Annotated in this window: 9 protein-coding genes; 2 read left to right on the forward strand and 7 right to left on the reverse strand. The window is 61.8% G+C overall.

What is annotated here, in order from left to right; genetic code table 11:
• Positions 1–2: 2 nt before the first annotated feature.
• The 4 genes from HX613_RS21100 to HX613_RS21115 all read right to left on the reverse strand — a co-directional run bounded on the left by HX613_RS21100 (position 3) and on the right by HX613_RS21115 (position 7,103).
• Positions 3–1,391, reverse strand: coding sequence for a bifunctional folylpolyglutamate synthase/dihydrofolate synthase (locus tag HX613_RS21100; protein ID WP_235347110.1), 1,389 nt, complete (start codon positions 1,389–1,391; stop codon positions 3–5).
• Positions 1,388–4,654 (reverse strand): isoleucine--tRNA ligase, encoded by a 3,267-nt coding sequence (ileS, locus tag HX613_RS21105; RefSeq protein ID WP_235347111.1) that lies wholly within the window; start codon positions 4,652–4,654, stop codon positions 1,388–1,390. The genes HX613_RS21100 and ileS overlap by 4 nt, the downstream gene beginning before the upstream one ends.
• Positions 4,655–5,009: 355 nt before the next feature.
• Positions 5,010–5,765 carry an SDR family oxidoreductase gene (locus tag HX613_RS21110; RefSeq protein WP_235347112.1) on the reverse strand — a complete coding sequence of 252 codons (756 nt, stop codon included), beginning with the start codon at positions 5,763–5,765 and terminating at the stop codon, positions 5,010–5,012.
• A gap of 207 nt (positions 5,766–5,972) precedes the next feature.
• The gene (locus HX613_RS21115; RefSeq protein ID WP_235347113.1) at positions 5,973–7,103 is read right to left on the reverse strand and encodes an acyltransferase; all 1,131 of its coding nucleotides are present in this window, start codon (positions 7,101–7,103) and stop codon (positions 5,973–5,975) included.
• 170 nt (positions 7,104–7,273) lie between these two features.
• Between HX613_RS21115 and valS the strand changes: the two genes are divergently transcribed.
• Both valS and HX613_RS21125 read left to right on the forward strand, forming a co-directional pair.
• On the forward strand, positions 7,274–9,919 hold the full coding sequence (gene valS / locus HX613_RS21120; protein WP_235347114.1) for a valine--tRNA ligase: 2,646 nt from the start codon (positions 7,274–7,276) through the stop codon (positions 9,917–9,919).
• A gap of 150 nt (positions 9,920–10,069) precedes the next feature.
• Positions 10,070–10,759 carry an AIM24 family protein gene (locus HX613_RS21125; protein WP_235347115.1) on the forward strand — a complete coding sequence of 230 codons (690 nt, stop codon included), beginning with the start codon at positions 10,070–10,072 and terminating at the stop codon, positions 10,757–10,759.
• A gap of 117 nt (positions 10,760–10,876) precedes the next feature.
• On the opposite strand, the gene HX613_RS21130 is transcribed toward HX613_RS21125, so the two are convergent.
• From HX613_RS21130 to HX613_RS21140, 3 genes are all read right to left on the reverse strand, one after another.
• Positions 10,877–12,166, reverse strand: a complete 1,290-nt coding sequence (locus tag HX613_RS21130; RefSeq protein ID WP_235347116.1) for an MFS transporter — start codon at positions 12,164–12,166, stop codon at positions 10,877–10,879.
• A 13-nt stretch (positions 12,167–12,179) separates the two neighbouring features.
• Complete coding sequence (clpX, locus tag HX613_RS21135) at positions 12,180–13,466, reverse strand: ATP-dependent Clp protease ATP-binding subunit ClpX (RefSeq protein WP_143921517.1); 1,287 nt, start codon at positions 13,464–13,466, stop codon at positions 12,180–12,182.
• Positions 13,467–13,717: 251 nt separating this feature from the next.
• Positions 13,718–14,359 (reverse strand): ATP-dependent Clp protease proteolytic subunit, encoded by a 642-nt coding sequence (locus HX613_RS21140; protein WP_029417364.1) that lies wholly within the window; start codon positions 14,357–14,359, stop codon positions 13,718–13,720.
• Positions 14,360–14,372: the final 13 nt, after the last annotated feature.

Here is a 14,372-nt window from a genome sequence, read left to right on the forward strand (position 1 = left end):
GCTCATTCCTCCTTGCCGAGCAGCAGACGGACCTCTGCCACGGTGTGCAGAGAGCCGGTGACCACGATCCCCGGGCTCGTCGCCCCGGAGTTGTTGGCCAGGTCGATGGCCTTCATCAGGGCGGCGTTGAGATCCGGTGTCTCGATCACGGAGTCCTCATCCACCCATTCGCGGACAGCCTCGGCGAGTTCGGGGGCATCGAGTGCACGAGAATTCAGTGCCTGGCTGATGACGAACACATCGGCGCTGCGGTGAAGTTCCTCGAGCACGCCGAGGATGTCCTTGTCGGCGAACATCGCCAGAACCATCACCGTGTAGTCGAAGTCGAATGCCTCGGTGATGGTCTCGGCCAGCACATGGGCAGCGTCGGGATTGTGCGCGCCGTCGACGACCACCGCCGGCCCAGTCCGGACAAGCTCGGCCCGGCCGGGTGATGTCACACGGGACAGGCCTTCGGCCACGGTGTCGAGGACCAGCGGCTTGTCCTCATCACTCAGAAACGCCTCCGCCGCGACCAGCGCAACGGCGGCATTGTGTGCCTGATGGATGCCATGCAGCGGCAGGAAGATGTCGGTGTAGACATCCCGAACTCCCTGCACGGTGATGAGCTGTCCATCGACCGCTCTTGTGCGGTCGAGAAGCCGGAAGCTGCGGTCCTCGGTCAGAGCGAGAGTCTGCCGACGTTCCACCTCGGCGTCCAGAGCATTCTGCGCCTCTTCGGTCTGTGCAGTGATGACAGCGATCGGATTCGGTGCTGGAGAAGGATCGAGACTGCGATTGAGGATTCCCGCTTTGGTGGTGGCGATCTCGGTGAGCGTGTCACCGAGGAACTGCTGATGGTCGAGGCCGATCTTCGTGAAGACACAGACCTGCGCATCGGCAACGTTCGTCGAATCCCATTCGCCGCCCATTCCCACTTCGGTGACCACCACGTCGACGGGGGCGTCTGCGAACACGGCGAAGGCCAGGATCGTCAGCGCCTCGAAGAACGTCAGCTTTCCACGCCCCTCGGCGACGAGCTCCGCGTCGACGAGGTCGAGCACCGGTGAGATCTCGTCGTGGATGCGGACGAAGGTCTCAGCCTCGACAGGACCGCCGTCGACAGAGATCCGCTCGGTCACCGAATGCAGATGCGGACTCGTGAAGCGGCCCACTCTCAAGTCGTGAGCGGACACGATCGAGTCGATCATGCGAGCGGTCGAGGTCTTGCCGTTCGTTCCGGTGACAGTGATGACCGGTGCTGCCTGATGAATGTCGCCGAGGAGCTCGCAGGCGCGACGGGTCGCGTCGAGTCGGACCTCGATCTGGGTCTCCCCCGCTCGTGCCAGCAGTGCCGCATACACGCGGACGAGCTGGGACTGCGACTTCTCGTCGCGCTCGTGTGTGCTCATGCTCGGCTCACAGCGAGTCGAGTTCCCGCAGGCAGCTCTTCAGGGGTGAATACCTGTTCGGCACCATCGACGTCTGCGAAGTCGAGTGAGGTGGCCAGGGTCTCACCGGCGATGAGGTTCTGATGGGCGCTCAGCGCGGCCACCAGATCCGTCTCCGCCTCGATGACGACAGTGATCCGATCGGAGATGTGCAGGTCCAGCTGTTTGCGGATTCCCTGGATGGCGCGGACCGCGTCACGAGCGACGCCTTCGGCCTCGAGCTCAGGGGTGACACGTGTGTCGAGTGCCAGGAAGCCGGAGTCGAGCGCGGCCAGCTCCATCCCCTCCGTGCCGGATTCGGCCACCGATTCCACGGTGTATTCGCCATCGACCAGGTCGATTCCACCGCTGGTGACGGTGCCGTCGTCGGCGACCGACCAATCGCCGGTCTTCGATGCCTTGATCACCTGCTGAACCTGCTTGCCCAGCCTGGGGCCCGCGGCGCGTGCGTTGATCACAAGACTCTGCGACAGGGAGAATCCTGCAGCTTCCGCCTCGGCGACGTCGAGCACCTCGACCTCGCGGACGTTGAGCTCATCGGAGATGATGTCGGTGAATTCGCTGCCAAGGTCGGTGTCATCAGCAACGGTGAGCTTTGCCAGAGGCAGCCGCACCCGCAGCTTGTTGGCCTTGCGTACAGACGAGGCCGTTGAGCAGATGTCGCGGGTCAGATCCATCGCGGACACGAGCTGATCGTCGGCGGGGAACAGACTCGCGTCTGGGTAGTCGGCCAGGTGGACCGACCGTTCACCGGTGAGTCCACGGTAGATCTCTTCGACGGTGAATGGCAGCAGCGGGGCTGCGACTCGGCAGAAGGCTTCGAGGCAGGTGTAGAACACGTCGAATGATTCGTGGGTCGCCTCGGTGCCGTCCCAGAAACGGCGACGGGAACGACGCACGTACCAGTTGGTGAGCATGTCGAGGTAGCTGCGCACGAGTTCGCAGGCCGCCCAGATGTCGAGGCCTTCCATGGCGTCCGCGAACTCTGCGATCAGGTCGTGAGTCTTCGCCAGCAGATACCGGTCAAGGACCTGGCTCGAATCATAGCGGGATTCGGCCCGGTAGCCGGCCTTCTCTCCGTCTGCCCCGTCTGCAGTGTTGGAGTACGTGGCGAAGAACTGCCAGGTGTTCCAGAGCGGAAGAACGACCTGTCGTACTCCATCGCGGATACCCTGCTCGGTCACGACAAGGTTGCCGCCTCGCAGGATGGACGAGGCCATGAGGAACCAGCGCATCGCATCGGAGCCGTCGCGATCGAAGACCTCGTTGACGTCGGGATAGTTGCGCAGCGATTTCGACATCTTCGCTCCGTCGGAGCCCAAGACGATGCCGTGGGAGATGCAGTTGGTGAAGGCAGGACGATCGAAGATCGCTGTCGAGAGCACGTGCAGGAGATAGAACCAGCCGCGAGTCTGTCCGACATACTCCACGATGAAGTCGGCGGGGAAATGATTGTCGAACCACTCGGAGTTGTCGAACGGGTAGTGGACCTGTGCGTAGCTCATGGAGCCCGAGTCGAACCAGACGTCGAAGATCTCAGGGATGCGGCGCATCATCGACTGACCGGTCGGATCGTCAGGGTTGGGTCGTACCAGGTCGTCGACCCAGGGGCGGTGGAGGTCGACTTCACCTTGGTCGTTGACCGGTAGGCGACCGAAGTCGGCCTCGATGTCGGCCAGGGATCCGTACACATCGGTGCGCGGATACGAGGGGTCGTCTGAGGTCCACACCGGGATCGGCGAACCCCAGAAGCGGTTGCGCGAAATCGACCAGTCGCGTGCGTTCTCCAGCCATTTGCCGAACTGTCCGTGCTTGACGTTGTCGGGCACCCAGTTGATCTGCTCGTTGAGTTCGACCATGCGGTCCTTGAACTCGGTCACCCGGACGAACCAGGAGGACACAGCGCGGTAGATCAGCGGATTGCGGCAGCGCCAGCAGTGCGGGTAGGAGTGCTCGTAGGATTCGTGCCGGATCAGCAGTGCCGAACGACCAGCCATCGGCCCGGTGCCGTTGCGCAGATCCTTGATGATGACCTTGTTGGCGTCGAAGACCTGCTGTCCCGCGTAGTCGGCGACCGTGGAGTCGAAGCAGCCTGCATCGTCGACGGGACGCACAGCGGTGATGCCATAGGAATCGGTGAGGTCTTTGTCCTCTTCACCGAAAGCCGGAGACTGGTGGACGATTCCGGTGCCTTCGTCCGTGGTGACGAACTCGGCTTCGAGGATGGTGTGCATCCGTTCACCGAACTCCTCTTGGCGGCCTTCGAAGTACGGGAAAGGAGGCTCGTACTCACGGCCGAGAAGCTCACTGCCGGAGAATGTGCGCAGCACCTCGGGGTTCTCCCCGAGCTCACGGGAGTATGAGCCGAGGCGCGCCTCGGCGAGGATCAGTGTCTTCCCCTGCAGCTCTTGTGCACCGTCTTCACCGGCGACGACGGCTGCCAGCGGGATCTCGGGATTGACCGCGACAGCCTGGTTGGACGGAACAGTCCACGGCGTCGTCGTCCAGATCAGGACCCATTCGTCGGAGTCTTTGAGCTTGTATCCGATGGTTACGGCCGGGTCCTGGCGCGACTTGTAGACATCGTCGTCCATCCGCAGTTCGTGGTTGGACAGCGGAGTCTGGTCTTTCCAGCAGTAGGGCAGAACGCGGTAGCCCTCGTAGACGAGCCCCTTGTCCCAGAGCTGTTTGAACGCCCAGATCACGCTTTCCATGTATTCGACGTTGAGCGTCTTGTAGTCGTTGTCGAAATCGACCCACCGGCCCTGGCGGGTGACGTACTCTTCCCATTCCTTCGTGTACTTCAGGACCGAGGAACGGCAGGCGTCGTTGAAGGCGGCCAAGCCCATACCGCTGATCTCCGATTTGTCGGTGATACCCAGCTGACGTTCGGCCTCAAGCTCCGCGGGCAGACCGTGGGTATCCCAGCCGAAGCGGCGATCCACCTTCTTGCCGCGCATCGTCTGGAAGCGTGGGACGACGTCCTTGACGTACCCGGTCAGGAGGTGACCGTAGTGGGGCAGTCCGTTGGCGAAGGGCGGTCCGTCGTAGAAGACGAACTCGTTCTCACCGTTCTCGCCGGTGTCGCGCTGGTCGATGGAGGCCTGGAACGTATCGTCCTGTTTCCAGTAGTCGAGCACTGCGTCTTCGATGGCGGGGAAATCCGGCGAGGCACTGAGGCCGAAGGCCGAGGTCGATACCTTGGGATACAACGGTTGCGTCATGAGCGTCCTTTTGAGTCACTGCGGTCACTGTCACGAGGACGACATGTCTGCCGCGGTACCACCTCGCTTATCCGTCCTCAACGACTGTCGGGTGAGACAGACGATCAGCGGATCGCTCATAGCCGGAGTGATGACGGGTCCAACCGTCCGGTTCTACTGGATGCCTTCTGCCGTGCCGAAGCCTTCGGCAGGGGACGAACGCACTGTTCTTCCGGATGCTCCCCGGTGATGGCCGGATCGCTGCACCCTCAATCGTATACCTTGGCCCGGTGTGTCGACCACCTGACCCGGTGTGTCGACCATTTAGCCCAGGGTGTCGGCCATCTGGCTGGGTGCAGCCGCCCGGCTTCCGAACTCAGAGACCCTGGTGGCGTGCCACTTTGTGCTGTGCGGCCTGTGCAATCGGTCTGATCACCATCAGGTCGACATTGAAATGGTGCGGTCGGGTCAGCGAGTAGACCACGGCATCGGCGACGTCTTCTGCAGTAAGGGGGTTCTCCACCCCTTCGTAGACTTTGTCGGCTTTGTCCTGACTGCCGCCGACTCGTTTCAGCGTGAATTCATCGGTTGCGACCATCCCGGGGGCGATTTCGATCACACGGACGGGTTCACCAGCGAGTTCGAGCCGCAGCGTCGCGGCGATCGAATGTGTGCCGTGCTTGGCCGCGACGTAACCGCCACCGCCTTCATAGGCCTGGTGACCGGCGGTCGAGGACATGACGACGATGTCTCCACGCCCGGATTCGATCAGAGCGGGAAGGAATGCCTTGACGACTCGGAGGACTCCGAGGACATTGACATCGAACATGTCACGCCAGCCGTCGACCGAGGCCTCGGCGACTGTGTCGGTGCCGAACGCGGCACCCGCGTTGGCGACCAGGGAGTGCACCGGCCCTCCAGCCAGCACCTCGGCGCTGAGCGCTGCGACCGCGGCATCATCGGTGAGGTCGGCTACAACATAGCTGGCGCCGGTCTCCTCGGACAGTGCCCGCAGCTTCTCCTCTCGCCGTGCCACGGCAACGACGTCCCAGCCCTGCTCGCGCAGCCGGCGCACCGTAGCAGCGCCGATTCCCGAACTCGCACCTGTCACCACTGCTCTGAGTGTTTCCATCGCTGTACCTCTCCGTACTTCTTCGTCGTTGTTCGTGCCGTCGTTGTTCGTGGCTGCAGGCCTGGATCTGTACCTTGACGTACCCGCATCTGGATCTGGGCATGTCGCGTCTGTAACCGGATGTGTCGCGTCTGGTCGAGGACACGATCATCGGGGGCACCGATCAGTCTACGGAGTTTCATCCCAGTCCGGCAGATTCCGTGGCAGCTAAGCGCTCGCGGTGTCCGGGTCGGCCTTCTTCGTTCGGCGCGCCCGTGGGTTCGGCTTCGAATGCGGGTTGCGGGGACCGCCTTCGCCGAAGGCGGCTCGCACGCCGGGAATCTTGACCGCCAGCCAGGTGATGACAGCGCAGATGATCGTGTAGACGATCGGCATCGCGATGGCATGGAGGAGAACACCGGGAACCGTCGTCGGCAGGCCCATCTCATTGCGCAAGGGGTAGAGCACGAGGGGGTGGAGCAGGAACACCCCGAAGGAGTACGGGTAGAACCAGTGCAGGAGCCGGAAACCGCTATCCAAGTGATGATGCAGCAGGAGGTAGGCGGCCACAGAGGCGATGACGACCCCCGGTGAGAGGTACTCGTAGGGGAAGACCCACGGCTTCTCGCCCGGGCCGAGTCCCGCCCACACAATGGTCATCGCGATTGCACCGGCAAGTGCCAGCCATGCCAGCACCACACCGCGGGAGGAGAGCACCACGTCCCGCAGCACCCACCCGAGGATGTAGAAGCCGGCCATCGGCAGGAAACGTGTGGCGATATTGGCCTCACCCACGTCGAAGACGATGCTCGCCCATTGGTCGAGCATGCCGATGCCCAGAAAGATCAGACCCGTCCCCCATTGCAGGCGCCGCGAACCGTGAACGCTGAGCAGCCGGAAGAACGGGGTCAGAAGCGTCAGTCCGGCGAGCACGTAGAGGAAGTAGAGCTGCACGAACGGAGAACCGGTCAGGATCGCGATTCCCGGGTTCCATCCGTCGTCTGTCGGGAGCAGATAGAAGCGCCGGAAGACAACGTATACGGCCGTCCAGAAGACGAGGGGGATTCCGATTCTCCAGACGCGCTTGCTGAGGAATCTACGCGGTTTGTTCCCGCGGGCCGGGTCCAGTGCCAACGCCCCAGAGATCATGATGAACACAGGAACCGACCACCGAGCTGCGGAGTCGAAGCCGTTGGCGACCCACCAGTCGGGGCCCATGGTCGCGTAGTTCTCTTCGACGACAGTTCCCAGCGAATGGATGGCGACGACTGCCACGATCGCGATCGCACGGGCTGGGTTCATCCACGCGGTCGACGTAGGCGGCAGGTTCTCTGATCCGATTCTGTCCAAGGGCGCCATGGTCCAATATTCTCATTTTCGTTCGCAAACGCATCTCACGCTCCACTCAGCGTGTGTCTCTGGCAAGGTGTGTCTCTGGCAGGGTGTGTCACTGGCTCAAACCGCTGAAGTCCGCTCACGCCCGATCATCGGTTTGGCCCCAGGCCGCCCGGGTGAGAAAATCAACAATTATGAACACACCTGCCTTTTCGGACTCGACGCACGAGTCAGTGAACCTGCCGGATAAGCCGGCTCTTGAAGGACTTCGGGACAAATGGGACGCCGCTTGGAGCGACAGCGGAGTCTATGCCTTCGACGTCGATACGGATCGTGAGCAGGTCTATTCGATCGACACTCCCCCGCCCACCGCCTCGGGGTCGCTGCACGTCGGGCACGTCTTCTCCTACACTCAGACCGACATCATCGCCAGATATCAGCGCATGCAGGGCAAGAACGTGTTCTACCCCCTGGGCTGGGATGACAATGGTCTGCCGACGGAACGACGCGTCCAGAACTACTACGGGGTCACCTGCGATCCCACTCAGAGCTACGACCCGAACTTCGAGCCGCCGGCAAAGCCTGCGAAGAATTCTCGTGACTTCGTCAAGATCTCGCGTCAGAACTTCATCGAACTCTGCGAGACCCTGTCCGCCGAAGACGAGCAGATCTTCGAACACCTCTTCCGCTCCACCGGCCTGTCCGTGGATTGGAAGTACACCTACCGCACCATCGATGACACGTCACGCTCGGTCAGCCAGAAGGCCTTCCTCGCCGACCTCGCACACGGTCACGCCTACTCCCAGGACGCCCCCACCATGTGGGACGTCACCTTCGGCACTGCCGTTGCGCAGGCTGAACTCGAGGACCGGGAGAAGGACGGCGCCTACCACAAGGTGAATTTCTACCCCGAGGGCACCGACGGCCTCGCCGACACCTCGGCGGAGGCGATCGTCATCCTCACCTCCCGTCCGGAGCTCATCCCCGCAGCAGTGGCACTCGTGGCTCATCCCGAGGACGAGCGTTACACCTCTTCGTTCGGATCTAGGTACGTCTCACCTCTCTTCGGCGTCAGCGTCGAAGTTCGCGCCCACGAACTCGCGAAGTCGGACAAGGGCACCGGCATTGCCATGGTCTGCACCTTCGGCGACCTCACTGACGTCACCTGGTGGCGTGAACTCAACCTGCCCACACGCGCGGTCATCAACCGGGGTGGACGACTCAACCTCGAAGTCCCCGATTGGATCGCGTCGTCGCCGAAGCCCGATGCTGTGGCCAACTACGAGAAGCTTGCGGGAAAGACGACCTTCACCGCCCGCAAGGAGATCGCGGATATGCTCGCCGAATCCGGTGACCTGATCGGCGAGATCGAAGCGATCACACATCCTGTGCCGTTCTACGAGAAGGGCGACAAGCCCCTCGAAGTCGTCACGTCCCGCCAGTGGTACATCCGCAACGGCGGACGCTCGGCCGAACTCCGCGACGCACTCATCGCCCGCGGTCGTGAGATCGAGTGGCATCCGGCATTCATGCGCTCGCGCTACGAGAACTGGGTGGAAAATCTCAACGGTGACTGGCTGGTCTCCCGCCAACGTTACTTCGGCGTGCCGATCCCACTGTGGTATCGCTTGGACTCGGCCGGAGAACCTGACTACTCGGATCCGATCGTCCCTGAGTCCCTGCCCGCCGACCCCGTCGCCGAGGTGCCGGCCGGCTTCACCGCTGACCAACGTGACGTGCCCGGTGGCTTCACTGCCGATCCGGACGTCCTCGACACGTGGGCGACCTCATCGCTGACCCCGCAGCTGCTGGGTGGTTGGAGTCGCGACGAAGACTTCTTCTCCAAGGTCTTCCCCTTCGATCTGCGCCCTCAGGGACACGACATCATCCGCACTTGGCTGTTCTCGACTGTCGTCAGGGCGAACTCGCTCAATGATGCAGCACCATGGAAGCATGCCGGCCTCTCCGGTTGGATCCTCGATCCGGATCGCAAGAAGATGTCGAAGTCGAAGGGCAATGTCGTTGTCCCCTCGGACATCCTCGGCGAGACGAAACCGGGCTTCGGGCCCGACGCGGTGCGCTACTGGGCGGCCAGTGCCAAGCTCGGTGCCGATACAGCTTATGACGTGACGCAGATGCAGATCGGGCGCCGATTGGCCATGAAGCTGCTCAACGCTTCGAAGTTCGCGCTTGCCCAGGGGGTTCACTCCGGCCTTGTCGGCCAGCTCGGTTCCGTGACGCACGATCTCGATCGTGCTCTGCTCAAGAAACTCGCCGAGGTCATCGAGACCGCTTCAACGCATATGGCGGCCTACGATTACGCACACGCTCTGCGTACCGCGGAGAGCTTCTTCTGGGAGTTCACCGATGACTATGTCGAGCTCGTCAAGGACCGGTCATACGGCGCCAAGGGCGAAGACGATCAGCTGTCGGCTCACGTCACTTTGGCAACTGCTCTCGACGTGCTCCTGCGTCTGTTCGCCCCGATCATGCCCTTCGTGACCGAAGAGGTGTGGTCATGGTGGAGAACGGGATCTGTGCACAGGTCACCGTGGCCAGGAGACGAGCAGCTGACACATCCTGACTCGTCTGTGGATCCGGACCTGCTGGTCTCTGTCGCATTGGTGCTCACCGAGATCCGCAGAGCGAAGACCGAGGCGAAGGTCTCCCAGAAGACCCAGGTGCGCAGCCTCACCATCCATGCGCCTGCAGCTGTCGTCGCCGCGATTGATAGCGCCCAGGGCGATCTGAGCGCCGCTGGACGCATCCAGAATCTCGTCACCGCGGTCAAGGGTGAAGAGATCACGGTTGCCGAGATCGACTTCATCGAACAGGACTGACCGTCCGCGCCTGTTCCAAGATCAAACCGTCCGCGCCTGTTCCAAGATCAGAACAGGATTCTCCGGCACGTGGAGAGCCTGGATGCTTACGATTGAACTCGACAACTGAAGGAGTACGAAGCTTCTTCATGGACGAAAGGCTCTTGAACGATGAGAAGTGAACTCTTTTCGAAGCGAAACGCAGAGATCCAGAACCAGGAACGCTGGACTCTGCAATCGAATAAGATGCTGCGCACAGTGATTACGCCCAATGCGCCCATGATCGCCACAAAGGGTGCCATGGTCGCCTACCAAGGCGACGTCCGCTTCGCTCACCAGGGATCGAAGTCGGTGGGACAGTTCATGAAGAAGGCCGCCACCGGTGAAGGCGGCAATGTGATGAAGGTTGAGGGCCACGGCGAGGTGTTCTTCGCTCGAGAAGCCTCGAACATCTTCATGATGGCCATGGAAGGTCAGCAGGATGCCCTGACGGTCAACACCGCGAACCTCTTGGCCTTCGACGATGCTCTCAACTGGGAGATCAAGCGGATCAAGGGCGGAATCGGTGCCATGGCCAGCGGCTCGGGGCTATTCAACCTCGAACTCAACGGGCAAGGCACTGCTGCCATCTGCTGCAAGGGCGAGCCCATGGTCCTCGACTGCTCACAGCAGCCGACGTTCGTCGACCCGCAGGCCGCGGTGTGCTGGTCCTCGTCTCTGGCACCGCAGATCAAGACCGACGTCAGCGTGGGAACCTTCTTCGGTCGCGGTTCGGGCGAATCGGTTCAGCTTGCCTTCCACGGCCCCGGCTTCGTCGTCGTCCAGCCTGCTGAGAACGCCGTGTACACCGCCCAAGCCTAGCCAGATCAGGGCTGAAGCGCTCTCCCTCAGAAGCGTTCCAGCTGCAGCGGCATGCGAGCCCGAGGCCGCCCGAATCAACACCGGGTTGCCTCGGGCTCGCTGCATTGGACGAGCACTTCATGCCACCGACGTCCGTGGCTCCCCCGCTCCCCCGCGCTCCACGCGATAGTGACGGAACTTCGGGAAGATCAATGCACAGGCGATGACGAGCACAATGACGATAAGGCCCCCTCCGGCGGAGGCGATGGTCGGATTCGTGAACTCCGCGACAGTGCCGTGCAGAACATCGGCAATGCGTGGACCGCCTGCGACAACCACGATGAACACACCCTGCATGCGACCTCGCATATCATCGCTGGCAGCCTCCTGCAGCATCGTAGACCGGAAGGCAGAGGAGATGATGTCGGCGCCGCCGCCGATGGCCAGGCCGAGAAGCGCGACGATAAGAGCCGCCGCCCAGAACCCTGAGGCAAATTCCAGGGACAGGCCGAACACAGACATGGCGGTGCCCCAGACAAGAATCGCTGTGATCACCGCCAGGCCCTGACGTTCGACGCGAGAGACCCAGCCGGAGAAGATCCCTGCCAAGGCGCTGCCTGCTGCCAAAGATGCGAACAGCAGCGAGAAGACGATGCCTCCGGCAGGAGGACCGCCGAAGGACTCGGTCGCAATCTGCGGGAACAGTGCTCTGGGCATTCCGAAGACCATGGCGATGACGTCGACCAGCAGCGACACCATGACAACGGTGTTCGTTCCCAGATAGCGGAAGCCGTCGATGACCCCTTTGACGCCCGAACGCGTGTCGGGCTGTTTCTGAGGTACCAATGGGGGCAGACGCAGCACCGCGTAGAGCGTTGTGGCCAGGAACAGCGCATCCAGGATGTAGAGCGTCTGATAGCCGACGACCGGTATCAGAGCACCGCCGATGATCGGTCCTGCGACAGCGCCCAATGTCATGACCGTCATATTGAGCGAGTTGGCAGACGGGAGAAGTTCAAGCGGAACGATGGTCGGCAGGAGTGCGCCCTTGGCCGGCTGGTTCAGGCCGAAGAAGGCCTGTTGCAAGGAGAATACGGACAGCAGCAGCCACACGTTTCCAAGCTGCATGACTGCGATGAGAGCCAACAGCGAGCTCGCGATGATCAGGCCGACTGTGGAGATGATGAGCAGTCTGCGACGGTCGATGACATCGGCCAGTGAACCGCCCCACAGTCCGAACACGATGAGCGGAACCAGCCCGAAGACACCGCTGAGACCTACGTAGCCGGAGGATCCGGTGATGTGAAAGATCTGTGCGGGAATGGCCACTACAGTCATCTGAGCACCGATGACGGTGACGATGTTGGCCACCCAGAGGCGGCGGTAGTTGTCGTACTTCAGAGGCCTGGTATCAGCGAACAGCCTCATCTAACGAGATGAGTCAGGCTGACTTTTTGGATGCACGAGGCTGCTCGCGAGGTACCAGCGTGGGGGCGACGTTCTTGTCCACGACGTCCCTGGTCACGACCACCTCGGCGATGTCCTCCCGGGAGGGAACGTCGAACATGACCGGCTGCAGGACCTCTTCGAGGATGGACCGCAGTCCACGTGCCCCGGTGCCGCGCAGGAGTGCGAGGTCGGAGATGGCTTCGAGTGCGTCGGTCTCGAAACGAAGCTCTACATTGTCGAACTCGAACATGCGCTGGTACTGCTTGACCAGGGCATTCTTCGGCTCTGTGAGGATCGATATCAGGGCCGCACGATCCAGCGTGGAGACCGTGGCCAGTACGGGCAGGCGTCCGATGAACTCGGGAATGAGTCCGAACTTCAGCAGATCTTCGGGCAGGATGTCGGCGTAGAGGTCTTCTTCGTCGTTCTTCGACTGCAGGAGCGCGCCGAACCCGATGCCGTGCTTGCCCTTACGGCCGGCAACGATCTCCTCCATGCCTGCGAAGGCTCCCGCGACGATGAAGAGCACATTCGTGGTGTCGATCTGGAGGAAGTCCTGGTGGGGATGCTTGCGTCCGCCCTGCGGCGGCACGGAGGCCTGAGTGCCTTCGAGTATCTTCAGCAGCGCCTGCTGAACACCTTCGCCGGAGACGTCTCGAGTGATCGACGGGTTCTCCGACTTGCGTGCAATCTTATCGATCTCGTCGATGTAGATGATGCCGTGTTCGGCCTTCTGAATGTCGAAGTCCGCGGCTTGGATGAGTTTGAGCAGAATATTCTCGACGTCTTCGCCGACGTAGCCGGCCTCCGTCAGTGCTGTCGCGTCTGCAACGGCGAAGGGAACATCCAGTCTCTTCGCCAGCGACTGCGCCAGATAGGTTTTGCCCGATCCGGTGGGGCCCACGAGGAGGATGTTGGACTTCGCGATCTCAACCTCGGTGTCGTCGGAGCCCAGGGTCTTCGTGTCTTCGTCACTCTGCAGGGAGCGGATGCGCTTGTAATGGTTGTACACGGCCACGGACAGGGCCTTCTTCGCCGGTTCCTGACCGACGACGTATTCCTGGAGGAAGTCGAAGATCTCGCGCGGCTTGGGCAGTTCGATATCGGTGTGTTCGGAGGTGCCTTCGCTGAGCTCCTCTTCGATGATCTCGTTGCACAGCCCGATGCATTCATCGCAGATGTAGACGCCAGGTCCGGCGATGAGTTTCCGAACCTGCTTCTGGGATTTCCCACAGAAGTTACATTTGAGCAGGTCTGCTCCGTCCGCACTGCGAGCCACTGTCACAACCTTCCGCCGGGGCACCTGGCCCCAACTCTACCGCTCGTGTTTCCTGTACCTCAATAGCTTCCCATACGGGACTGACATGAGCGGCCAGAACCGTCATTCGGTGTGTCGGAGAAGATGGACGCACCCATGCTGTTGAGAAGGCCCAAACTACTCGGCGCCCCACCAGGTGGCAACTTCGCAGCACAGACCGGTTCGGGCCCGGACAGCCGATGACTGTCCGGGCCCGAAGATATTCGTGTGTCTCAGACCGCCTTGCGAGAGGTCAGAACCTGATCGACGAGACCGTAGTCCTTCGCCTGTTCGGCGGTGAGGAAGAGGTCACGTTCGATGTCGTTGGAGACCTGCTCCGGTGACTTGTTGGAGTGGTCCGACAGAGTCGTCTCCAGCCACTGGCGCATCCGGAAGACCTCTGCGGCCTGGATCTCGATGTCCGAAGCCTGTCCCTGTCCCTGGCCCTCCATCGCAGGCTGGTGGATGAGGACTCGAGCGTTGGGCAGAGCCAGACGCTTGCCCGGAGTGCCGGCTGCAAGGAGTACGGCAGCAGCCGAGGCGGCCTGACCGAGGCAGACAGTCTGGATCTCCGGCTTGATGTACTGCATCGTGTCGTAGATGGCAGTCATCGCAGTGAACGAGCCACCCGGCGAGTTGATGTAGAGCGTGATGTCACGATCGGGGTCCTGTGATTCGAGGACCAGGAGCTGCGCCATCACGTCGTCGGCGCTCGTGTCGTCAACCTGGACGCCCAGGAAGATCACGCGATCGTCGAAGAGCTTCGTGTAGGGATCCTGGCGTTTGAAGCCGTAGGGAGTCCGCTCTTCGAACTGGGGCATGACGTAGCGGGACTGCGGCATGTTGCCGGCGGTGGACCCTGGCATAAAGTTCATTGAATTCATTCTT

The organism is Brevibacterium sp. UCMA 11754, from assembly GCF_021532275.1.
Lineage (GTDB): Bacteria > Actinomycetota > Actinomycetes > Actinomycetales > Brevibacteriaceae > Brevibacterium.

What these genes read in the sequence shown, in the direction of transcription:
- HX613_RS21140 (WP_029417364.1), bottom strand. Translation starts at nt 14,359, where the DNA reads ATGAACTTTATGCCAGGGTCCACCGCCGGCAACATGCCGCAGTCCCGC.
- HX613_RS21110 (WP_235347112.1), bottom strand. Translation starts at nt 5,765, where the DNA reads ATGGAAACACTCAGAGCAGTGGTGACAGGTGCGAGTTCGGGAATCGGC.
- valS (WP_235347114.1), top strand. Translation starts at nt 7,274, where the DNA reads ATGAACACACCTGCCTTTTCGGACTCGACGCACGAGTCAGTGAACCTG.
- ileS (WP_235347111.1), bottom strand. Translation starts at nt 4,654, where the DNA reads ATGACGCAACCGTTGTATCCCAAGGTATCGACCTCGGCCTTCGGCCTC.
- HX613_RS21115 (WP_235347113.1), bottom strand. Translation starts at nt 7,103, where the DNA reads ATGGCGCCCTTGGACAGAATCGGATCAGAGAACCTGCCGCCTACGTCG.
- HX613_RS21100 (WP_235347110.1), bottom strand. Translation starts at nt 1,391, where the DNA reads ATGAGCACACACGAGCGCGACGAGAAGTCGCAGTCCCAGCTCGTCCGC.
- HX613_RS21125 (WP_235347115.1), top strand. Translation starts at nt 10,070, where the DNA reads ATGAGAAGTGAACTCTTTTCGAAGCGAAACGCAGAGATCCAGAACCAG.
- HX613_RS21130 (WP_235347116.1), bottom strand. Translation starts at nt 12,166, where the DNA reads ATGAGGCTGTTCGCTGATACCAGGCCTCTGAAGTACGACAACTACCGC.